Below are 22,042 nucleotides of genomic sequence, written 5' to 3'. Positions count from 1 at the left end.
CCACCATAACTGAACGGTGTTCAGGAGTGAATGCTGGGGTCCGTCTCAGACCGTCCGGAGGCTCTTGCTCACTCCCATTCGATGGTGCCCGGGGGCTTGGAGGTGACGTCGAGGACGACGCGGTTGATGTCGTCGACCTCGTTGGTGATGCGGTTCGAGATCACGGAGAGGACATCGTAGGGAACCCGCGTCCAATCCGCCGTCATCGCATCCTCGCTCGAGACCGGGCGAAGCACCACGGGGTGACCGTAGGTGCGTCCGTCGCCCTGGACTCCGACGGAGCGGACGTCGGCGAGGAGGACGACGGGGCACTGCCAGATCTCTCCGTCGAGTCCGGCCTTCGTCAGCTCTTCGCGGGCGATGGCGTCGGCCCGGCGCAGGATCGCCAGACGCTCCTCGGTGACCTCGCCGATGATGCGGATGCCCAGTCCCGGTCCGGGGAACGGCTGGCGGGACACGATGGCCTCGGGGACGCCGAGTTCGCGGCCGATCGCCCGGACCTCGTCCTTGAACAGGGCGCGCAGGGGTTCGATGAGCTGGAACTGGATGTCATCGGGCAGGCCGCCGACATTGTGGTGGCTCTTGATGTTCGCGGTCCCCGATCCGCCGCCGGATTCGACGACGTCGGGGTAGAGGGTGCCCTGGACAAGGAAGCCGATCTCTTCACCTTCGTCCTTGGCCTCGAGCACGAGGTCGGCGGCGGCCTTCTCGAAGGTGCGGATGAATTCGCGCCCGATGATCTTGCGCTTCTCCTCAGGGTCGGTGACCCCGGCGAGCTGGGACAGGAACTGGTCACGGGCGTCGACGGTGACGAGCCGGACCCCGATCGAGTTGACGTAGTCGTTCTCGACCTGTTCGCGTTCGTCCTGGCGCAGCAGACCGTGGTCGACGAAGACGCAGGTGAGCTGGTCGCCGATGGCCTTGTGGACCAATGCCGCGGCGACCGAGGAGTCGACACCGCCGGAGAGGGCGCAGATGACCTTCTTCTGCCCGGCCCGGGCGCGGATGAGTTCGACCTGTTCGTCGATGACCGAGGCGTTCGTCCAGTCGGCGGTGAGGCCGGCGACCTTGAACAGGAAGTTCTCGAGGATCTGCTGGCCGTGCTCGGAGTGGAGGACCTCGGGGTGCCACTGCACGCCGGCGAATCTCTTCGCCGGGCATTCGAAGGCCGCAACGGGGGTGTCGGGGGTGGAGGCGAGGACATCGAAGTCCGCGGGCGCCTCGGCGACGGAGTCCCCGTGGGACATCCACACCTTGTAGTCGTTCGGGGTCCCGGCCAGCAGGGCGCCGGTGCTCGAGACGGTGACCGGGGTCGAGCCGTATTCGCGCTTCTCGGTCTTCGCGACCCGCCCGCCGAGGGTGGTCGACATGAGCTGGAATCCGTAGCAGATGCCCATGGTCGGGACTCCGAGGTCGAAGACCGCGGTGTCGAAGCCGGGGGCTCCCTCGTCATTGACGCTCGAGGGTCCGCCGGAGAGCACGATGGCAATGGGGTTCTTCGCTGCGAACTCCGCGGCGGGGGCGTCGTGGGCGATGATCTCCGAGTACAGCCCCGCCTCGCGGATGCGTCGGGCGATGAGTTGGGCGTACTGGGCGCCGAAGTCGACTACGAGGACGGGAGGCACCTGCGTGCTCTGGGATTGCGTCATGGTCCAATTCTAAGCATCGGCCACCCCACGCCCAATTCGCCTCAGCTCTTGGGTGCGACGACGACCGCGGCTTCGAGTTCGGCCTCGACCTGACGGTGGATCCGACGTTCGAGGATGAAGGACATCACGGGGACGACGCCGGCCAGGGCGAGGACGATGTAGCGGCCCAGGGTCCAGCGCATCTGCTGATTGAGCCAGAAGCAGCCGATGAGGTAGACGACGTAGCACCAGCCGTGGCAGATCGCGATGGCGGCGGCGAGGTTGAAGCCGCCGAAGTTCAGCGCCGTCTCCGAGTCCGCGGCGATGAGGTACTTGTAGATCATCTCCACGGTCAGGATGAGCAGCATCGTGCCGGTGATGATCGCCATCACCCGGTAGAACTTCAAGGCGTTGCGCGCGGAGGTGAAGCGTTTGACGCTCCACACATTCGACTCGTCGACGTCGGGGCGGGAATCCAGGGATTCGGGTTCTTCGCTCACGCTCGGTTTCCTCCGGTGTTCGGGGTGTCGGTATCGGTGTGCTCGGTGTTCGACGAGGTCGCGGCGCTCGCCGAGGTGGTCCCGCCTCGGTGCCGGCGCGGTTTCTTCGCACCGTGCCGGTGGGCGGGAAGTCCGGTCAGCCCCGACATCACTTCGGGGTCGATCCGTGATGTGCCGGCGGCCTTGACGACAACATACTCGACGTCTTTCCCAGGATCCTGGGAGCCGTCGTCCCCGAGGCGGCGGCGCATGAAGTCGTCGCGCAGCAGCTGCCACCACATGTAGAGGGCCATGGCGGCGAAGATCAGCCATTCGATCGCGTAGACCGCGGACTGCAGATCGAATCCGCCTTCGTCGCGCGTCGTCGTCGGCGGCACGATGGCCAGGCCGTCGGTGCCCACCGAGGCGGCCGACCCGTCCGCGGATTCGGGAATCAGGAAGCCCGAATAGGTCAGCAGGTTCGGGAAGAGGTTGATGATCTGCGAGGTCGAGACGCTGCGGACCTGACCTTCGGGCAGGTCGTTGCCGGGCATCGGCCCTTCCACGGGTCCGATGCGTGCGGTCAGCTCGACCTCGCCCTCGCCGGCGCGGGAGGACATGGCGGTGGCCTCGTCGGTGGTGAATCCGCGGAGGACGGGGATGGCGATCGTCTTCTCGTTCGCATCCGCGGCTTCGACGCCGTCGCCGAGGTGGGCGTCATCGGGGGCGAACATCGTCACCACCCAATAACCCTTATCCCCGTCGAGCACCCGATCGGGGACGACGACCTGGGCGTCGGGGATCCAGTGGCCGGAGAGGCTGACCCGCTGATCGGCGAGGATGCCCGGCATCGGCGCTTGGGCGCCCATCACATCGTTGAAGTCCTTGACGTCATTGACGTCGGCCGATTCGACGGCATCGTTCTTGTGCTGGGCCCGGTTGACCTGCCACGCCGAAAGACCGACGAAGCAGGTGACGAGCACGAGCACGAGGAGCAGAGACCCCAGCCACTTGGGGGTCAGGGCCAGACGGAACAGATCAGACCACCGATCCAGGCCGATAGGGCGAGACGGTGACGTCGACGCGCTGGAATTCCTTGAGGTCGAGGTAGCCGGTCGTCGCGAGTGCCCTGCGCAGGGCACCGGCGAGGTTGAGTTCGCCGATCGCGGTGCGCCCGGGACCGAAGAGCACCTGCTCGAGGCCGCCGACGGTGCCCAGCTCCACGCGATGCCCACGCGGCAGCTCCGGGTGGTGCGCCTCGGCGCCCCAGTGCATGCCGCGGCCGGGAGCCTCGGTCGCACGGGCCAGGGCGGTGCCGAGCATGACCGCGTCGGCGCCGACGCCGAAGGCCTTGATGATCTCACCGCTGGAGCCGAGGCCGCCGTCGGCGATGACGTGGACGTAGCGGCCGCCCGATTCGTCCATGTAGTCACGGCGGGCCGCATGGATGTCGGCGATCGCGGTGGCCATGGGGGCGTGGATGCCCAGTGTGCGACGGGTCGTTGCGGCCGCTCCCCCGCCGAAGCCGACGAGGACTCCGGCGGCACCGGTGCGCATGAGGTGCAGGGCCGCGGTGTAGGTGGCGGCCCCGCCGACGATGACGGGAACGTCGAGTTCGTAGATGAACTGCTTGAGGTTGAGCGGTTCGGTCTGGGAGGAGACGTGTTCGGCCGAGACCGTGGTGCCGCGGATGACGAAGATGTCGACCCCGGCGTCAACGACGGTCTTGTAGAACTGCTGGGTCCGCTGCGGGGTCAGGGCACCGGCCACGGTGACTCCGGCCTCGCGGATCTGTTCGAGGCGGGCGGTGATGAGTTCGGTCTGGATCGGAGCGGAGTAGAGTTCCTGCATCCGTGCGGTGGCCATCTCGTCGGGCAGCTGCGCGATCTCGGCCAGCAGCGGGGCGGGATCCTCGTAGCGCGTCCACAGGCCTTCGAGATCGAGGACGCCGAGTCCGCCGAAGCGGCCGAGGGCGATGACGGTCTCGGGTGACATGGCCGAGTCCATCGGGGCCCCGATGAAGGGCAGATTGAACCGGTAGGCGTCGATCTGCCAGTTCAGGGACACGTCTTCGGGGTCCCTGGTGCGCCGGTCGGGGATGATGGCGATGTCGTCGAGCGAATAGGCGCGACGCCCGCGCTTGCCGATGCCGATTTCGATTTCAGAACTCACCCGGACAGCCTATCCCACCGCCCTGACACCGAGGTCTCAGCCCACTATGAGGAACGGGCAGTCTCTCCTAGTCTCCCCTCCCCTCCTCCCACTGCTACCTGGCGGGGTCCCAGACACCTCGCGCCAGGTTGCTAGGCCCCCGCCAGGTAGCAGTGGGAGAGATCAGGGGTGTTCGAAGCGTTCGGCAGCGACCGCCTCGGCGGCGGTGGCGAAGGCCCGTACGTGCGGAAGATGAGCTTCGCGCTCACGCACGTGCATGACCACCCGACGGCTGGGCACCGGGTCGGTGAGGTCGACGGCGACGAGCCCGCCGGGCAGCTGCATGGTCGAGAGGCGAGGCAGCACGGTGATGGCGAGGTTCGCGGCCACCAGCGCCAGTGCCGCATAGTCATCCTCCGAGGCCGCGAAGTTCCGCGGTTCGAAGCCGGCGGCCGCGCAGGCGAGATCGACGACTCTGCTCGTCGGGCCGGACCACAGGTCGTAGTCGACCCAGCGCTGTTCGGCGAGGTCTTTGAAGGGCACGGACTCACGCCTCGCGAATTCGTGGCGCTCGGAGACGACGACCTGATAGTCGTCGTCGAAGAGCACGGTCCGGGTCATCTCGGGCAGGTGGACCTCCTCATCCTGCGGAACTTCGCTGCGGATCTCGATCGTGCAGTGGCTGCGGCGGATCTTCGCAGGCTCGTTGAGCTGGATGTCGAAGCGCAGATTGGGATGAGTCCGCGCCACCGGTTCGATGATGTCGGGCAGCAGTCGCGCGTTGAATGAGGTGAAGGCGGCGATCCGCATCCGCGGACGGGAGATGGTCCGGAAGCTCTCGACGAGGTTGTCGAGCTTGGCCAGCCCGGTGAAGACCTCGGCGGATTCCTCGGCCAGGCGTCGGCCGAGATCGGTGATCTCGATGCCGCGACCCGAGCGGCGGTAGAGGGGCACGCCGACGCTCTTCTGCAGGGTCGTGATGTGCTGGCTGACGGTGGCCGGCGTGTAGTTGAGACTGCGGGCCGCGGCGACCACGGAACCGGTGGCCACGACTGCTCGCCAGACGCGAAGGCGATTGAGATCCCACATGAGTCCAGACTACCCGGAAACCATTAGGCGCCACCTGATGGTCATTCGAGATCAATTGCTTTTCATGATCTTTTCTCTCCGTCATCATTGATCTGTGCCCCGTTGGATACGTGTCGTTTCGACGGGGTTCGCTCTGCACGTCCGGCCCCGCGCCGACCCCACGCTTCCGACTGGAGGATCCCGATGACCGGACCCGAACTCGTCGCCATCACCGGCGCCGCCGCCGTCCTCGCCGTCACCCCCGGCCCCGAGACCATCCTGACCGTCCGCCTCTCGGCGCTGCGGCGGAAGGCCGGACTGATCTATTCGCTCGGATCCGCCACCGGCATGACCGTGTGGATGATCGCGGCACTGACCGGAGTCTCTGCGCTTCTCAAGGCCTACCCCTCGGCGCTGCTGCTGCTCAAGATCTGCGGCGGCATCTACCTCTGTCTCCTCGGCGTGCTCGCGGCCCGCCAGGCGCTGCGGATCCGTCGGGAGCTGCGCGGACTGGGAACCCCTGAGCGGGCCGAAAGTGCGAACGCAGCACAGGGCCCAGCGGCGCCGGCCGATGAGTTCGCCGAGGGTCCGGTGAGCGAGATCGCTGCCGCCGCCGATGATCTCGCCCGCGCCGAGGTGGGGGCGGGCAACGCAGGAAAACGCGACTGGGGTCATCTGCGGTCCCTGATCTCGTATCGTCGCGGACTGCTGTCCTCGCTGAGCAATCCGAAGGCGGGTCTGTTCTTCCTCGCCGTCATGCCGACCCTCGTGCCGGCCTCCGCCGCGGGGGTCGACTACGTTCTCCTCGTCGCACTCGTCGTCGGCGTGATGCTCGCCTACCAGGTGGTTCTTGCGCTCATCGCGGGCCTGGCCGCCGCGGCGCTCCAGCGGAGGAGCACGGACTTCTTCATCGAGGCCGGCTCGGCGGGCATCCTCGTCATCATGGGCATCGCCGTCATCGCCATCCCGGTCTGAGCGCTCGAGCTCGCCTCACGGGCTCGAGATGGGAGCTCCTCTCAGAACTCCATAGGCACATTGTCGATGAGCCGCGTGCCGCCCACGGTCGCGGACACGAGCAGCAGCGCGGATCCCCGAAATCCCTGCTCACACGGCTGCAGAGTGGTGGCGTCGACGAGGCTGGGATAGTCGAGCACGAGCTCGCCCCGCTCCGCCGCCGGCAGGAGGATCTCGTGGGCGGCGTCGATCGCCGCCTCCGGCTGCGCGACTCGAGCCGCGGCCTCCAGCGCTCGCGGGATGGCGAGCGCCGCCCGCCGGTCTTCGGGTGCCAGGTACTCGTTCCGACTCGACATCGCGAGACCGTCGGCATCGCGGACCACAGGCAGTCCGATCAGGTCGATGTCGAAGTTGAGATCGGCGATCATGCGCTTGACCAGGCAGAACTGTTGGATGTCCTTGAGTCCGAAGACCGCCGAATCCGGCTTCGTCAGCGTGAAGAGCTTCGCGACGACGGTGAGCACGCCGTCGAAGTGGCCCGGCCTGGCCGCTCCCTCGAAGACCGATCCCATCCGACCGGAGGACACCGTGACCTCCGGCGCGCTCGGATACATCTCCCCCAGCGCCGGGGCGAAGACGAAGTCGGCTCCGGCCGATTCGCACACGTCGATGTCGGCGGCGAAGGGGCGCGGATACTTCGTGAAGTCCTCATCGGCGCCGAACTGCAGGGGGTTGACGAAGATGCTCGTCACCACCGCATCCCCGGCCTCGCGCGCCCGATCCATCAGAGCCCGATGCCCGGAGTGCAGTGCCCCCATCGTCGGGACCAGGGACACGTGTCCGGTCTGCTTCGCCCGCCACTGCCGCAGCGCCTGGATGCCGCCGACCTCGGTCACTCGAAGCTCCTCTCGGGTTCGGGGAATGCCCCGCTCCTGACCTCATCGACATAGCGGCCGACCGCCTCGGTGAGGACCGAGTGCAGATCGGCATAGCGTTTGACGAAGCGCGGCGCCCGCCCGGTGCGCAGGCCCGCCATGTCCTGCCACACGAGCACCTGCGCATCGGTCTCGGCCCCGGCGCCGATGCCCACGGTCGGGATCGCCAGCTCGGCCGTGACCTGCCCGGCCAGCCTGGTCGGGACCATCTCCATGACCACGGAGAATGCCCCCGCCTCGGCGACGGCCCTGGCATCGGTGAGCAGCGCATCGCCCGCATCACCGCGGCCCTGGACCTTGTACCCGCCGAGGTCGTGCTCGGCCTGCGGGGTGAAGCCGATGTGCGCCATGACCGGGATTCCGGCGTTCGTGATCGCCCGGATCCGCGAGGCCATCCGTGCCCCGCCTTCGAGCTTGACGGCGTGGACTTCGGCTTCCTTCATGAAGCGCACGGCGGTTGCGACGGCCTGCTCATCGGAGATCTCGTAGCTGCCGAAGGGCAGATCGGCGACGATGAGCGCCCGCGAGGTCGCCCTCGTCACGGCCCTGGCCAGGGGAATGAGTTCGTCGACGGTGACCGGCAGGGTCGTCTCATGACCGTAGACGTTGTTCGCCGCCGAGTCGCCGATGAGCAGCGCCTCGACCCCGGCCTGCTCGAACAGGGCGGCCGTGTACTGGTCGTAGCTGGTCAGCATCGCCCAGCGTCTGCCTTCGGACTTCGCCTTGATGAGGTCGAGCGTGCGGACTCGCCGAGGCGGGGCCGCGGGTGCGCGCTCCCCTCCGGATACTGCGCCGCCGGTTCCGCCGGCACTGCCCGCCCCTCCCCCATAGGGCGGGATCGATTCCTGCTCGGCAGGATTCTCTGGGCGGGCGGAACTCACGGGCTCGGCAGAACTCAGCGGCTCGGCGGAATTCACCGGCTCGGCAGAGCTCTCGGGCTGGGCATTTTCGTGCTGGGGCATCAGACATCCTGTTCGGTCGGCCATTCTCGATTCGCAGCGCGCTGCTCGCCGTCGGAACCGACGATTCTGCGCTTCATGGCACCCGGGCGATCGACGGCGGTGAGTGGTGATCTCCGCAGCATCGGGCGGGGTCGCGTTCGGGTCGACTCGGGTCGCGAGCCTGACTCCACCCTAGGTCATGCCGGTGCGTACGTGTTTTACATTGCCCCGGAAGACCATTAAGCTCAAATCTGCGTTAAATTATACGCGGCGTTGCCGTCTCCGCTCACACCGAGCGGACGGATCCACGGCGGCCCGCGTGCAACCCGCGATGTCAGGCGATGTCGCACCGACCCGCGAAGGACGATGATGACTACAACAGCGTCGATCGAACTCACCCTCAAGGACATCTCGGCGAAGGGTTCGAAGGACTCCATGTGCTCGACCGAGCTCCTCGATGCCCCGTGGGACGTCGACGCGCACCCCGGGTACGGCCCCGGCGCCTCCCTCTCCGATCCGATCCCCGCCCGCTCCCCGCGCCAGGGAGAGATCCCGCGGGAGTACAGGGACGCCTCGGCGGAGGAGCTGCGGGAGCGCATCGTCGCGGCCAAGGCCGCTCTCGGCGATCGCGTGGTCATGCTCGGCCACCACTATCAGCGGGTCGAGGTCATCGAACATGCCGACTACATCGGCGACTCGTTCATGCTGGCCAAGGCCGCGCAGAACCACCCGGAGGCCGAGGCGATCGTCTTCTGCGGCGTCCACTTCATGGCCGAGACCGCCGACCTGCTCTCCACACCCGAACAATCCGTGATCCTGCCCAACCTCGCCGCCGGCTGCTCGATGGCCGATATGGCCAACATCGACCAGGTCGAGGACTGCTGGGAACAGCTGGCGGAGGTGCTCGGCACCGAGCCCGATGCCGAGGGCAAGGTGCCCGTCATCCCGGTCACGTACATGAATTCCTCGGCCGCGATCAAGGGCTTCTGCGGTCGCAACGGAGGCATCGTGTGCACCTCATCCAACGCCGAGGTGGTCCTCGAGTGGGCATTCGAGCGCGGCCACCGAGTGCTGTTCTTCCCCGATCAGCACCTCGGCCGCAACACCGCGCTGACCATGGGCATCGACCTCGAAGAGATGCCGCTGTGGAACCCGCACCGTCCGCTGGGCAACTACTCGGCCGAGGAGCTGAGCGAGGCCAAGGTCATCCTGTGGCAGGGCTTCTGCTCCGTGCACAAGCGCTTCACCCCCGCACAGATCGACAAGGCCCGGGCCGAACACCCGGATGTCCGCGTCATCGTCCACCCCGAATGCCCGGCCGAGACCGTGGCCGCGGCCGATGAGTCCGGATCCACCGCCTACATCACGAAGGCCATCGCCGAGGCGGTTAAGCCGACCACGTTCGCGATCGGCACCGAGATCAACCTCGTCCAGCGCCTCGCCGCCGAACACCCCGAACACACGATCTTCTGTCTCGATCCCGTCGTGTGCCCGTGCTCGACGATGTATCGCATCCACCCCGGCTATATCGCCTGGGTGCTCGAGTCTCTGTTGGAGGGCCAGGTGATCAATCAGATCAGCGTCGGCGCCGAGGTGGCCGAGCCCGCTCGCGTGTCCCTGACACGGATGCTCGCCTCGAAGCCCCGGATCTGATCGGTCATGAGCCGCATCGTCATCATCGGGTCCGGAATCGCGGGCCTGAGCGCCGCACTGCGCCTGGCCGCTGGGCACGAGGTGACCCTCGTGACGAAGGGCCGCCTCGGCGAATCGAACACCGCCTTCGCCCAGGGCGGGATCGCCGGGGTCGTCGGCGCCGCCGAGGCCGGAGGTTCGGTTGCGAGCGCGGAAGATGGCTCGCCTGCGAGCGCGGAGGATTCCGTGGCTTCCCACATCGCCGACACCCTGGCGGCCGGAGCCGGGCTCTGCGATGAGGACGCCGTCCGGGTGCTCTGCGAGGAGGGACCGGACCGGATCCGCGAACTCGCGGCCGCCGGGGTCGCCTTCGACCGGGATGCCTCCGGTGCCTGGGCTCGCGGCATGGAGGGAGCGCACTCGACCGCGCGCATCTTCCACTCCGGCGGGGACGCGACCGGGAGGGCGACCATCGACGCCCTGTCGCGGGCCCTGCTCGCCGAGGTGGCTGCGGGGAGGGTGAACCTGCACGAGGAGACGATGCTCGTCGACGTCCTCACGGATGGCCGACACGGCGGACACGGCGTCCGCGCTGCCACCGGGGTCAGCCTCCTGCACCGGGGTGCCGTCACGCACCTGCCTGCCGAGGCGATCGTGCTCGCCACCGGCGGGGCCGGCCGACTCTTCGCGCATACGACGAATCCCGCCTCGGCGACCGGGGACGGCCTGGCCGCCGCGATCCGGGCGGGGGCGGCAGTGCGTGATCTCGAGTTCTTCCAGTTCCATCCCACCGCGCTGGCCGGTGCCGGATTCCTCGTCTCCGAGGCCGTCCGCGGAGCCGGAGCCCAGCTCCTCGATGCCGCCGGCCACCGGTTCATGCCGGAGGTCGATTCCAGGGCCGAGCTCGCGCCGCGCGATGTCGTGGCCTTGGGCGTCCACCGCAGGATGGCCGCCCAGGGCGGACGGCCCTGCCTGCTCGACGTCCGAGCCGTGCCCGAGGTGGCCGAACGCTTCCCCTCCATCACGAAGGGCTTGGCCGAGCACGGTCTCGACCCGGCGGTCGACCTCATTCCCGTCACTCCGGCCGCCCACTATTTCATGGGCGGCATCGCGACCGACCTCGACGGGCGGACGAGCATCGACGGTCTGTACGCGATCGGCGAGGTCGCCTGCACCGGGGTCCACGGTGCCAACCGGCTGGCTTCGAACTCGCTGCTCGAAGGGGCGGTGTTCGGGATCCGAGCCGCCGCGGCGATCGGCACAGGGCTGAGCGACTCTGCAGTGGGCGAGCGCCTGCGCGACGGTGTGGACGGGGATCTGCCCGCGACCACGCTCCCCCGCACCGAGCTGCAGGACCTCGCGTGGACCCACCTCGGCGTGGAACGCAGCGAAGCGGGACTGCGGACTCTGCTCGACCGCCTCGGCGCCGGAGAAGTCAGTACGGCAGCCGGCGGCGCTGCGAAACTCGCTACCGCAGTCGGAGGCGAGCGCACCCCGCACACCGCTCTCGCCGAAGGCATCGAAACCGCGAATCTCGCGCTCATCGCCGCCGAAATCGCCCGGCACGCCCTGGCCCGTCGCGAGAGCCGCGGGGCGCACACCCGTACCGACTTCCCTGCCGACCTTCTCCAGGAGGCTTCCTGATGCTCACTTCGCAGACCATCGATTCCGCCCTGCGCCTCGCCCTCGATGAGGATGCTCCCTGGGGCGATCTCACGGGTGAGACCTTCATCCCGGCCACCGCCTCGGCGCGGGCCGAGCTCCGGGCCAGGGAGGACGGTGTGCTCGCGGGTGCCGAGGTCTTCGCCCGCGCCTTCACCCTCGTCGACCCTGACGTCGAGGTGAGACTGCTCGCCGCCGACGGCGCTTCCTTCACCTCCGGTGACACGCTCGCCGAGGTCAGCGGTCCGGCGCGGGCGGTGCTGCGAGCCGAGCGGATCGCCCTGAACTTCTGCCAGCGGATGAGCGGCATCGCGACCCAGACGAGAGCGTACGTCGATGCCGCCCGAGGCGCAGATTCCGACACCGCTTCCGCCGACGACTCCCCCACGAAACGCCGCGTCCGGATCGTCGACACCCGCAAGACAACCCCGGGCCTGCGGGCCTTCGAGAAGCATGCGGTGGTCTGCGGGGGCGGGAGCAACCATCGCTTCGGCCTCTCAGACGCCGTCATGGTCAAGGACAACCATCTGGCCGTCTTGGCCGGTCAGGGACACGACATCGCCGCAGCGCTCCGTTCGGCCCGGCAACGGTTGCCGCACACCACAATGATCGAGGTTGAAGTCGACCGCCTCGAGCAGATTCCCGCGGTCCTCGAAGGCGGGGCGGACATCATCATGCTCGACAACTTCTCGCTCGCCGATCTCCGCACCGGGGTCGAGCTCATCGCCGGACGCGCGATCGTCGAGGCCAGCGGCAATGTCACCCTCGAGACCGTCGCGCAGATCGCCGCCACTGGGGTCGATGTCATCTCCTCAGGGGCGCTGACCCACAGCGTGCGCGCGATCGACCTGGGCCTCGACCTCGACCTGGAGGCCTGAGATGCCCGAGAGTTCTGAAGGGCCTGAGAAGTCCGGAGCCGCACTGTATCTCGACACCGCCTCGGCGGCACCGGTTCGCCGCGAGGCCCTCGAGGCCGCGTGGCCGTTCTTGGCCGGGGCATTCGGCAATCCTTCGAGCCACCACGAGATCGGCCGGATCTCCGCCGAGGCACTCCACGATGCCCGGCAGCGGGTCGCTGCGGTCCTCGGAATGCGCGCCACGGACGTGACTTTCACCAGCGGCGGCACCGAGGCAGCCAACCTCGCGATCATCGGCATGGCACTCGGCGCCCGGGCCGACCGACTGGCCACCGAGAGCACCTCGCGACCGCCTCGGCGACACCTCGTGACGTCACCGATCGAGCATGAGGCGGTGCTCGCCTCGGCGGATTTCCTGCACCGGGTCCATGACTTCGAGGTCACAGAGCTTGACGTCGACAGCGCGGGCACGGTCACTCCGGAAGCCCTGTCCGCGGCGATCCGGGACGACACCGCGGTCGTCAGCCTCGGCTATGCGAACAACGAGATCGGCACGGTCGCCGACATCCCGCCCCTGGCCGATGTCGCCCATGCGGCCGGGGCACTGTTCCATACGGATGCCGTGCAGGCGGCCGGCTGGCTGCCTCTGAGCGGGCTCGGCGTCGATGCGCTCAGCCTGGCCGGGCACAAGGTCGGGGCACCGAAGGGCATCGGTGTGGCCGCGATCCGCGCCAGGATCCCCGTCGAACCGCTCATCCGCGGCGGCGGGCAGGAGTCGGGTCGCCGCTCGGGAACGGAGAACGTGGCCTTGGCGGTGGCGTTCGCCACCGCTCTCGAACTCGCTGAGGCGGAGCGGCTCGAGGCAGCCGACCGGGTCAGGCGGATCAGGGATGAGTTCATCGCCGAGGTGCTCGGTGCGGTTCCCGGCGTCCTGCTCACCGGCAGCACCGAGTCGCGGACGGCCAATCATGCCTCGTTCTGCTTCTCCCACACCTCCGGGGAGGCCGTGCTGCTCGAGCTCGAAGAGCGCGGTGTGACCGCCTCGAGCGGATCCGCCTGCGCCGTCGGCTCCGACGAACCCTCGCATGTGCTCACAGCGCTGGGCATCGAGGACGAAGTCGCGACGACGAGTGTGCGCTTCACCTTCCCCGCATCCATCACCGAGGCGGAGGGCCGCGCAGCCGCTCGTGCGGTCATCGACGCGGCAACCAGTCTGGCCCTCCACTACGCGTAAGCGCGGGGCATCGCTCGCAATGCGGATCTGCCTCTATCTTTCTCCGCCGATTCGGGAGAAACTGGAAGCAAGCATTCGAGCCGGGTGTGAGGGGGCCGACATGGATCTGCTGATTCTGTTCATCATCGGAGTGTGTTTCACGACGGTTGTGTTCTTCATCGGGCGTTTCGCCTGCCCACGACATGATCGGGTGCCCCTCAGCGAAGTCGATCACGTCCTGCTGTGGACCACTCTGCGTCGCGGCTGGCATGCGATGGGGTCGTTCGGCCCGCTTCCGCAACATCCCGAGGACCCGTCGGGCACGACAAGGGCCTAATATCCCTCGTTGTCCCGGGGCCGTGATCCCCGCGACCGACCGAAGGACGCGGCCGACCTTCAATTGTCTGCAGGTGCTCAGCCCTGAGTGTCTGCCGGTGCTCAGCCTTGAGTGTCTGCCGGTGCTCAGCTCTGCGGTGTGAACACCGCCGGGTCCCAATCCTGCATGGCATGTGCCGAGGCCCAGAAGTGGAGTTCGTAGACGCAGGCCTGCTCGAAGGCCGCCCGCATCCGGGCCGCCTCCTCGGCGGGAGCACGGTCGAGTTCCTGTTCGAGGACGCCGACGGCCTGCCTCGTCGATTCGTCGAATTCCGGTGAGTCGTAGGTCTGCACCCAGGTGCGGTACGGGTGGTCCTCGCTCATCTGCCCGGCCCGCGCAACCAGCACCTTTCCCATGTGCGCGTACACCCAGAAACATGGGAGCACCGCGGCCACGCCCTCACCGTAGGATCGGCTCGCCGAGGTGGCCACGAGGTAGGACACATACCCCAGTGTGGTCGGTGAGGCCTTGAACCTGCTGCCACGCTGAGTGAGGTCCTCATGTGCGGCGGCCAGGCGCGAATCGGCGAGGAGCTCCTCGTGCATCTGCTCTTCGACGGTGATCGCCTCCGCCGCCGAGGTGGCCCAGAACCGGGATTCGTCCCGATCCGTGGTCTTCGCGGCCAGGAAGGACATCGCCTTCGCGTAGCCGCCCAAGTAGAGGGAGTCCTGATTGATGTAGTTCGTGAATGCCACCGGGTCGAGGCTGCCGGCGGCGAGCTGCTCGAGGAAGGGCAGCGCTTCGATCTGCTCGACGATGGGCCTGACGTGGTTCCAGAGCTGAGTCGTCAGCGGGCCTGCGGCGAAATCCGTGGTCATGTGTCTCTCCTCAAATGGATCGGTCTGGGGTCGGCGAGTCTGTTTTGCCGCGCCGGCTGCGCGAACTGCCCGGCGGGGTCGGCGAACTATCTGCGGACGATGTCGACCTGATGGTCGACGGGGCCATGCGCACCCTCGGGGTCGAGGCTGACCTGCCAGTCCGCGGCGGAACGCAGGGCGCGGGCCAAGTACTCCAACCCGTTCTCCACGGCCTCGCGCAGGAGTTCGGCGCCGACTTCGTCGGCCGCGCGTTCGCGTCTGAGCACGGCCACCTCGGCGGTGATCGCGGCGGACAGCGTGCACCCGGTGCCGTGCGTGTTCGCCGTCGCGACCCGCGGGTGGGAGAACTCGGCGATCACGCCCTCGGAACTTACGAGGACATCGGCGACGTCCCCGTCACTGGCGTGCCCGCCCTTGAGGAGCACGGCCCGAGGGCCGCGAGCCAGGAGCTGTTCGGCCTGCTTCAGCATCTGAGCCGGCGACTCGGCCACGGGCACATCATCGCCGAGGAGCAGGGCCGCCTCGGGGAGGTTCGGGGTGATGAGATCGGCGACGGGCAGAAGACGATGGCGCACGGCATCGACGGCATCGAGGTCGAGCAGCCGATGACCGGAGGTCGCGACCATCACCGGGTCGACGGTGAAGAAGCCGAGCTCCCCGCGGCCGGCGCGTTCGGCGACGAGCTCGACGAGCGAACGGGTGCTGAGCATCCCGGATTTCGTGGCGTCGACGGGCATATCACCCAGCACGCTGTCGAGCTGATCGGAGACGAAATCGTCGTCGATCGGATAGACCCGGGAGACCCCGTGCGTGTTCTGCGCGACGAGCGCGGTGATCGCGGTGGTCCCGAGCACCCCACGCGCGGTGAAGGTCTTGAGGTCTGCATGGATGCCCGCTCCCCCGCTGGGATCGGTGCCCGCAATCGACAGGGCGATGGGCGGCCGGGTGCTCATACCGGATCCTCCTGCGCGCCGGAACCGTCGCCGAATTCCCCCAGCAGTGCCGCAGCCGCCGCCTCCGGATCCGCAGCCCGGCAGATCGCCGAGACCACGCAGATCCCGATCAGCCCCCGTCCCCGCAGCTCACCCGCACGCTCGGTGCTGATGCCGCCGATGGCGACCGCCGGCAGACCCGCCAGTCCGGCCAATTCGCCGAGGCGGTCGGGCCCGATCCCATCCGGTGCGTCGGATTTCGTCGTCGTATCGTAGACCGGGCCGATGCCGACGAGGTCGACGACGCCCGTCTCCCGGGCCGCGGCGAATTCGGCCGCGTTCGCCGCGGACAGTCCGATGAGCGGTGCGGGGCCGAGTCGTCTGCGGACCTCGGTCACGGAAGTGTCGGACTGGCCGACGTGGATGTGGACGTCCTCGCCCTCGGCGATGAGACGCTCGGCCACGGCCACTCGGTCGTTGAGGAAGACGGGTACCTGCCGGTCGGTCCCGGCCACCGCCTCGGCGACGGCACCGATGACCTCCCGGGTCAGGGACTCGAACGCGGTGTCGTCGATGTCCTTATCACGGACCTGGACGATGCCGACTCCCCCGGCGACGGCGGCGCGCACGGTCTCGGCGACGCTGCGACCGGCCTCGCGGCACTGGGCGGAGTCGGTGACGAGGTAGAGACGGGTGTCGATGCCCGTCAGACGGTCGGTGGCCGCGGACTTGCTCGAGGTCACGCTCATGACTGCGGTCCTCGGTCGGCTGCGGTTCCGGCAGCGTCTGCGGCCTCGGACTCGGCTGCGGTTCCGGCGGAATCTGGGGCCACGGTCCCGATCTCGACAGCAGCCTCGGCGATCTGCTCAGCCGTCGTCGCATAGAGAGCGTCGAGGAAGTTCACCGAGTAGCTGCCGGGCCCGTTCGCCCCGACCGCCGCGGCCTGCCCGGCGACCTTGAAATGGGCATGGGCGGCGATCACGGCAGTGAACTTCGCTGCGGCATCGGCCTGGCCGGCACCGGCCTTCTCGACACCGGCGAGGTAGGCCGCGGTGACCGCCCCGAGCGAACACCCGGTGCCGATGACCAGCGGCATGAAGTCGTGTCCGCCGGCGATCCGGGCGACATGGTCGACACCGTCGATATGGGCGACGACCGCATCCCTGGGCCCGGAGACCGCGACCACGGCTCCGGTCGAGCGCGCGAGTTCCGCGGCGGCCGGGACCACCGCATCCACCTCGTCGGTGGATTCGACTCCCCGGCCGCCCGCTCCGGCGCCGGCCAGAGCCGCGATCTCCGAGGCGTTGCCGCGGATCGCGGTGGGGCCCGACTTCGCAGCCCGGTGGATGCGAGTGGTGCGGAAGTCCACGGCCCCGATGCTCACGGGATCGAGCACCCACGGTGTGCCGTCGTCGAGAGCCGCTTCGGTGGCGGCGTCGGCGGCGAGGAACTGCTGGTTCGTGGCCGTGCCGAAGTTGACGAGGAGTCCGCTGGAGACGCGGGTGAACTGTGCGGCATCGGCGTCGTGGTCGAGCATCGCCGGGGAGGCGCCGATCGCCAGGAGCACATTGGCACTGAACTGCTGCACCACGGTGTTCGTGATGCATTGGATGAGCGGGTTGCCGGCACGCAGTCGCTCGTGTGCGGAACGGAGACTTCCCGGCAGGTCGCCGAGGCTCCCGAATTCAGAACGCAGGTCGAAGTCAACCATGACGATCCCTTCGCTAGTATGGCCCAGATCAGGTTCGATGGGTGTTCTCTCAGCCTCATCGAAATCCGCGGCTGCGGATCCTCATGAGGCACCCCATGTCATTGCCCTCGACTCTATCAGTCGCTCCCAGCGTGGCGATTCCTCTCGCAGTGAACTCGTCGAAAGCAGAGCTGAGCGTCGAGGGCAGACTTCAGAAAGTCTGCCCTCGACGCTCAGGTGCGCGCTCGTTCGGCTACCCCCTGCCCACGTAGCGTTGGCCGCGACGGCTGAGCGCGTCGATGACCACGGCGGCCAACAGCACGAGTGCGGTGATGATCTGCTGCGCATCGGAGTTGAAGCCGATGAGATAGAGACCGTTGTTGATCGACCCGACGACCAAGGCACCGAGCACGGCCGCCCACGCCGTTCCGCGACCGCCGAAGAGCGAGGTGCCGCCGATGACCGCCGAGGCGATCGCATTGAGCAGGTCCTGGGTCGGCACGAGCGTCGATCCGGCGTTCGTCGTCACCCCGGCCTTGATGAAGCCGAAGAGCGCGGCAAGAGTTCCGGCCGCCATGAACACGCTGATCCGCACCCAGGTCACCCGGATGCCGGCACGCCTGGCGGCCTCGACCTTGCCGCCCACGGCATAGATCGACCGACCGTAGCGGGTCTTGCGCAGCACCAGATCGATGACGATGGCGATGACGATCATGAGCAGGAACGGCATCGCCAGACCGAAGTCCTGATTGATGAGGACGAGGAAGCCGAAGACGATCGCGAACAGCAGGACGATCCGCACCGTCACCGAGGTCCAGCTCGGGGCTTCGAGGCCCTCACTGTGCCGTCGCAGCTTCGAGTAGATGATCCCGGCGCCGAAGCCGATGATCGCCACCGCACCGAAGACATAGGCCCAGACTGCGGGGAAGTAGAAGTTCGCGAAGTCGAAGGCGAAGGTGTCCGACATCGACAGGTTCTTCTGCGTTCCCAGGGTGGTCAGCGTCAGCCCGGTGAAGGCGAGCAGACCGGCCAGGGTGACGACGAAGGCCGGAATGCCGATGACGGCGAAGAACCAGCCTTGGATGGCGCCGACGACCAGGCCGAGCAGCAGCATGATGATCAGCGCCAAGATCGGCGGAACGCCCTGCCTGACCACGAGCACGCCGAGCAGCGAGGCCGCCAGACCACCGAGTTGGGCGAGCGAGAGGTCGATCTCACCGAGGAGCAGGATGAGGTTGATGCCGAGTGCGAGGATCGCAATATAGGCGACCGTCGAGGACAGATTGACGAGATTGGCCGGTGACAGGAAGCTGCTGTTCGCCGATTGGAAGACGATGACGATGACGACGAGGGCGAGGATGACCGGCAGCGAACCGAGCTGGCCCTCCTTGACGCGGCGGACGAAGGTCGCGAAGAACCCCTCATGGGAGATCCGCTCGTCGGTGATGAATGCGTTGCGGGTCATCGGCGCTCACCCCTCCGGGTCGCCCGCTGCGTGACGACGTTGTCGCTGGCACCGGTGATCGCGGCGACGAGCACGTCGGTGCGCTCATCCCCGTCGAAGTCGCCGGCATCCTTGCCCAGACGCAGGACGTGGATCCGATCGCAGACGGCTTGGACATCGGCCATATTGTGGCTGACCAGCAGCACCCCGAGGTCACGTTCCTTGAGCCGTTCGATGAGGTTGAGCACCTCGGCGGTCTGGGCCACGCCCAGGGCCGCGGTCGGTTCGTCGAGCATGACGATGGAGGGATTGCCGAGTAGGGAGCGGGCGATCGCGACCGTCTGCCGCTGACCGCCGGACAGAGCCGCGATCGGCACCCGCACACTCGGGATCTTCGCCGACAGTGACCGCAGGAGCTCCCAGGACTTCGCTTCCATGGACACCTCGTCGAGGACTCCTCCCCGGGTGTTCTCATGCCCGAGGAACAGATTGGCCACGACGTCGAGGTTCTCGCACAGCGAGAGGTCCTGGAAGACGGTGGCGACTCCGGCCTTCTGCGCGTCCTTCGGGGAGGAGAACTTCTGCTGGGTCCCGTCGATGATGAGTTCGCCCTCATCGGCACCGTGGACTCCGGCGATGACCTTGATCAGCGTCGATTTGCCGGCGCCGTTGTCGCCGACGAGTCCGACGACCTCGCCGCGGCCGATGCTCAGGTTGATGTCGGTCAGCGCCTGCACGGCGCCGAACCGTTTGTTGATTCCGCGCAGCTCGAGCACGGGCTCGCTGCCGCCTCTCGGCGACCGTGGTGAGGCGGAGGCCGTTTCGGATGTCTCAGGTGTCATCTGTTCCTACTTGTCGATGTCGATATGTGTGCCGGAGCCCGATCGGACTCCGGCACACACGCTGCGTGCTCTTACTTCACGCCTGCTTCTTCGCAGAGCTTCTGCACGTCGCCGGAGCAGATGTCCTCGGCCTTGATCTGGTCGCCGACGATGTCCTTGACCGTGTCCTTGGTGACGACCTTGGCTTCGACGAAGTCCGTCGGGGTGTCCTTGTAGGTCGTGCCGGCCTCGGGCTCCTCACCGGAGGCCAGTGCCACGGAGGCCTTGGCCGCGAACTCGGCCTGCGGCGGGATCGACTTGTAGATCGTGGCGAACTGGTCGCCCTTGAGGATGTTCTGGAGACCGTCGACCTCCGCGTCCTGACCGGTGACCACGGTGTCGACCTTGGCCTTCTTCGTCGCCGCCAGGACGCCGCCTGCTGTTCCGTCGTTGGCCGCGTAGATCGCGATCGGGTCCTCGTCGGAGCTCTGCAGCTGTCCTTCGACCCACTGGCGAGCGTCGTCGGGGTTCCAGTCGAGGGTGTCGTGACTGCCGGCGATGTCGACGCCGGCGCCCTTGAGGGTCTCCTCAGCACCGGCCTTGAAGTCCGCCGCGTTCGGATCCTTCGGATCGCCGTTGACCATCCACACGGGCCCGGACTTCGGGTCGACGCCTTCGGCCTTGAGCCCGTCGAGGACGGCCTGCCCCTGGAGGTTGCCGATCTTCTTGTTGTCGAAGGAGGTGTAGTAATCCGCACCTTCGAAGAAGCGGTCGTAGGAGATGACCGGGATCTTCTTGGCCTCGGCCTTCGACAGGGACGAGGCGACAGCGGAGGCGTCGACCGGGTCGAGGACGATGGCGTCGACGCCTTCGGTCACCGCGGCCTCGACCTGCTGCTGCTGTTGGGTCGCGTCCTGGTTGGCGTTGCTGTACTTGACCTTGGCATCGGGATTGGCCTCGGCGACGTACTTCTCGAAGTTCGGCTTGTCGAGGGATTCGTAGCGCGTGGTCTTCGACTCGGGAAGGAGCAGCGCGATGGTGACGTCGCCGTCACCGCCGGAACCGCTGTCGGCCTCTTCGTTGCCCTGGCCCTTCTGATTGCCGCAGCCGCTGAGCGCAAGAGCGCCGATCGCGACCGAAGCGCCGAGGAGCGCGAACGCCTTGCGGGACTGCAGGTTGTGCTTCATTGTGAACCTTTCAATCATTCTGACAACGTTGTCAGGCTGGTGAATATAATTCGCTGATCGTGGCCCGGTGTCAACTGTTTCACACAAAATTCTGTGCGCGCCGCGACCGCCTCAGTTCTTGGGGGCTTCCTCACCACTGCCGCGTGCGATCACTCGCAGGGCGATCTCGACGGAGTCATCGCCGGATCCGGCACCGCCTCGCAACCCGGATGCCCTGTCTGGTCCGCGCCGCAGACCCTCGTCCTCACCGGCGCCGGTGCGCTCAGCCCGTTTCGGTCGCAGACGACGGACCGCCTCGGCGACCATCGTGTCCACGTCACGGTCGATCACGGTCACGTCGAGGAGATCGGCGGTGGGGAAATCGTCGATGCCGACCAGCGCCGGCCATTCGTCGAGGCGGCGGCAGGCGTCGATGGCGCCCTGGGTCAGGGTCGCCGAGAGGGCGATGATCGCACTCGGGGCGCGGCGCGAGCCCAGCCAGGCGGCGACGACGTTCTTCGCGCTGACCTCGTCGTGGGCGTCTTCGCGCATATAGGCCTGCCAGCCGACGTTGCTGCGGCCGACGAAGGCGGCTTGGATCCCCTCGAGCCGACGAGTGGTGATGAGGCTGGTCGAGTGATCGCCGACCACGCCGATGGCGATGTGCCCGTGATCGAGCAGCTGCGTCGCGGCCAGACGGCCCGCGGTGACCTCGTCACCGGTGATGACGTCGATTCCGGAACCGGCCACAGCCGGGTCGAAGGACACGATCGGCACGCTCGATGACCGCACGGCCCTGTCGTAGTGGGCCACCGCCTCCGGGTGAGCGCGGACGACGACGAGCCCGGAGAGGTCATTGGCGAGGCATTCGTCGAGGAAGGCCTTCTCACGCATCGGGTCTCCGCCCGCCACGGTGAGCACCGGACGCAGGTCGACGGCGCCGAACTCGGCCTCGAGGCGGGCGAAGATCCTCGCTTGGAAAGGGTCGTTCGCATCGCTGAGAACCACGCCGACATAGGGTGAGCTGGCACCGGCCCGCAGGCGTCTGGCGTTCGAATTGAGGCGGAATCCGAGTTCTGAGGCGGCGTCCTCGACCTTCTGCGCGGTCGCCGAGGCCACGTGCTTCTCGCCGTTGAGGACGCGGGAGGCGGTCTTGATGCTCACTCCCGCGCGCGAAGCGACCGTGGCCAGAGTCGGCCGATCGTTCTGCTTCGCCATGACCACACCCTTGCGTCGGATCCGTCGCAAGAAGTGTCCGCGACCGTAGAAATGATA

General features: G+C 67.6%; 21 protein-coding genes and 1 riboswitch. Of the genes, 6 read left to right on the top strand and 15 right to left on the bottom strand.

What is annotated here, in order from left to right:
* Nucleotides 1–68: 68 nt before the first annotated feature.
* The 5 genes from guaA to ACH82I_RS15600 all read right to left on the bottom strand — a co-directional run bounded on the left by guaA (nt 69) and on the right by ACH82I_RS15600 (nt 5,347).
* On the bottom strand, nt 69–1,649 hold the full coding sequence (gene guaA / locus ACH82I_RS15620; RefSeq protein ID WP_413333925.1) for a glutamine-hydrolyzing GMP synthase: 1,581 nt from the start codon (nt 1,647–1,649) through the stop codon (nt 69–71).
* Nucleotides 1,650–1,690: 41 nt separating this feature from the next.
* Nucleotides 1,691–2,128 (bottom strand): DUF3817 domain-containing protein, encoded by a 438-nt coding sequence (locus ACH82I_RS15615; RefSeq protein WP_230744786.1) that lies wholly within the window; start codon nt 2,126–2,128, stop codon nt 1,691–1,693.
* Entirely contained in the window at nt 2,125–3,096 is a 972-nt protein-coding gene (locus tag ACH82I_RS15610) for an SURF1 family protein (protein WP_413333923.1), read from the bottom strand. The genes ACH82I_RS15615 and ACH82I_RS15610 overlap by 4 nt, the downstream gene beginning before the upstream one ends.
* Before the next feature lie 49 nt (nt 3,097–3,145).
* Nucleotides 3,146–4,279, bottom strand: a complete 1,134-nt coding sequence (locus tag ACH82I_RS15605) for a GuaB3 family IMP dehydrogenase-related protein (RefSeq protein WP_413333922.1) — start codon at nt 4,277–4,279, stop codon at nt 3,146–3,148.
* A gap of 162 nt (nt 4,280–4,441) precedes the next feature.
* The gene (locus tag ACH82I_RS15600; protein ID WP_413333920.1) at nt 4,442–5,347 is read right to left on the bottom strand and encodes a LysR family transcriptional regulator; all 906 of its coding nucleotides are present in this window, start codon (nt 5,345–5,347) and stop codon (nt 4,442–4,444) included.
* Between the two features lie 183 nt (nt 5,348–5,530).
* On the opposite strand from ACH82I_RS15600, the gene ACH82I_RS15595 reads away from it, so the two are divergent.
* Nucleotides 5,531–6,301: a LysE family translocator gene (locus ACH82I_RS15595; RefSeq protein ID WP_413333918.1), complete on the top strand. Its 771-nt coding sequence runs from the start codon at nt 5,531–5,533 to the stop codon at nt 6,299–6,301.
* Nucleotides 6,302–6,342: 41 nt separating this feature from the next.
* On the opposite strand, the gene panC is transcribed toward ACH82I_RS15595, so the two are convergent.
* Both panC and panB read right to left on the bottom strand, forming a co-directional pair.
* Nucleotides 6,343–7,176: a pantoate--beta-alanine ligase gene (gene panC, locus ACH82I_RS15590; RefSeq protein WP_413333917.1), complete on the bottom strand. Its 834-nt coding sequence runs from the start codon at nt 7,174–7,176 to the stop codon at nt 6,343–6,345.
* Nucleotides 7,173–8,177, bottom strand: coding sequence for a 3-methyl-2-oxobutanoate hydroxymethyltransferase (panB, locus tag ACH82I_RS15585; protein ID WP_413333915.1), 1,005 nt, complete (start codon nt 8,175–8,177; stop codon nt 7,173–7,175). Before panB ends, panC begins: the two co-directional genes overlap by 4 nt.
* 348 nt (nt 8,178–8,525) lie before the next feature.
* On the opposite strand from panB, the gene nadA reads away from it, so the two are divergent.
* The 5 genes from nadA to ACH82I_RS15560 all read left to right on the top strand — a co-directional run bounded on the left by nadA (nt 8,526) and on the right by ACH82I_RS15560 (nt 13,857).
* Nucleotides 8,526–9,809: a quinolinate synthase NadA gene (gene nadA / locus ACH82I_RS15580; protein WP_413333913.1), complete on the top strand. Its 1,284-nt coding sequence runs from the start codon at nt 8,526–8,528 to the stop codon at nt 9,807–9,809.
* Nucleotides 9,810–9,815: 6 nt separating this feature from the next.
* On the top strand, nt 9,816–11,432 hold the full coding sequence (nadB, locus tag ACH82I_RS15575) for an L-aspartate oxidase (protein ID WP_413333911.1): 1,617 nt from the start codon (nt 9,816–9,818) through the stop codon (nt 11,430–11,432).
* Nucleotides 11,432–12,328, top strand: a complete 897-nt coding sequence (gene nadC / locus ACH82I_RS15570; RefSeq protein WP_413333909.1) for a carboxylating nicotinate-nucleotide diphosphorylase — start codon at nt 11,432–11,434, stop codon at nt 12,326–12,328. Before nadB ends, nadC begins: the two co-directional genes overlap by 1 nt.
* A gap of 1 nt (nt 12,329) precedes the next feature.
* Nucleotides 12,330–13,541 (top strand): cysteine desulfurase family protein, encoded by a 1,212-nt coding sequence (locus tag ACH82I_RS15565; protein WP_413333908.1) that lies wholly within the window; start codon nt 12,330–12,332, stop codon nt 13,539–13,541.
* 100 nt (nt 13,542–13,641) lie between these two features.
* Nucleotides 13,642–13,857 carry a hypothetical protein gene (locus tag ACH82I_RS15560; RefSeq protein ID WP_230744775.1) on the top strand — a complete coding sequence of 72 codons (216 nt, stop codon included), beginning with the start codon at nt 13,642–13,644 and terminating at the stop codon, nt 13,855–13,857.
* 125 nt (nt 13,858–13,982) lie between these two features.
* Here ACH82I_RS15560 and ACH82I_RS15555 read toward each other — a convergent pair whose 3' ends face one another.
* From ACH82I_RS15555 to ACH82I_RS15520, 8 genes are all read right to left on the bottom strand, one after another.
* Nucleotides 13,983–14,714 carry a TenA family protein gene (locus ACH82I_RS15555; RefSeq protein WP_413333906.1) on the bottom strand — a complete coding sequence of 244 codons (732 nt, stop codon included), beginning with the start codon at nt 14,712–14,714 and terminating at the stop codon, nt 13,983–13,985.
* An 86-nt stretch (nt 14,715–14,800) separates the two neighbouring features.
* Entirely contained in the window at nt 14,801–15,667 is an 867-nt protein-coding gene (gene thiD, locus ACH82I_RS15550; RefSeq protein ID WP_413333904.1) for a bifunctional hydroxymethylpyrimidine kinase/phosphomethylpyrimidine kinase, read from the bottom strand.
* Nucleotides 15,664–16,395, bottom strand: coding sequence for a thiamine phosphate synthase (thiE, locus tag ACH82I_RS15545; protein WP_230744772.1), 732 nt, complete (start codon nt 16,393–16,395; stop codon nt 15,664–15,666). Before thiE ends, thiD begins: the two co-directional genes overlap by 4 nt.
* Nucleotides 16,392–17,357, bottom strand: a complete 966-nt coding sequence (gene thiM, locus ACH82I_RS15540; protein ID WP_413333902.1) for a hydroxyethylthiazole kinase — start codon at nt 17,355–17,357, stop codon at nt 16,392–16,394. Before thiM ends, thiE begins: the two co-directional genes overlap by 4 nt.
* Nucleotides 17,345–17,463, bottom strand: a riboswitch (TPP riboswitch). Its footprint overlaps the gene before it by 13 nt.
* A 126-nt stretch (nt 17,464–17,589) precedes the next feature.
* A complete protein-coding gene (locus ACH82I_RS15535) occupies nt 17,590–18,801 on the bottom strand; it encodes a sugar ABC transporter permease (RefSeq protein ID WP_230744770.1) in 1,212 nt (403 codons plus the stop codon).
* Complete coding sequence (locus ACH82I_RS15530; protein WP_230744769.1) at nt 18,798–19,622, bottom strand: ATP-binding cassette domain-containing protein; 825 nt, start codon at nt 19,620–19,622, stop codon at nt 18,798–18,800. Before ACH82I_RS15530 ends, ACH82I_RS15535 begins: the two co-directional genes overlap by 4 nt.
* 71 nt (nt 19,623–19,693) lie before the next feature.
* Nucleotides 19,694–20,788: a substrate-binding domain-containing protein gene (locus ACH82I_RS15525; RefSeq protein WP_413333899.1), complete on the bottom strand. Its 1,095-nt coding sequence runs from the start codon at nt 20,786–20,788 to the stop codon at nt 19,694–19,696.
* Nucleotides 20,789–20,899: 111 nt separating this feature from the next.
* Nucleotides 20,900–21,985 (bottom strand): LacI family DNA-binding transcriptional regulator, encoded by a 1,086-nt coding sequence (locus ACH82I_RS15520; RefSeq protein ID WP_230744767.1) that lies wholly within the window; start codon nt 21,983–21,985, stop codon nt 20,900–20,902.
* Nucleotides 21,986–22,042 lie beyond the last annotated feature (57 nt).

This window comes from Brevibacterium sp. GP-SGM9 (genome assembly GCF_047300845.1).
Taxonomy (GTDB): domain Bacteria; phylum Actinomycetota; class Actinomycetes; order Actinomycetales; family Brevibacteriaceae; genus Brevibacterium.
This window is presented reverse-complemented; position numbering and strand designations above follow the sequence as displayed.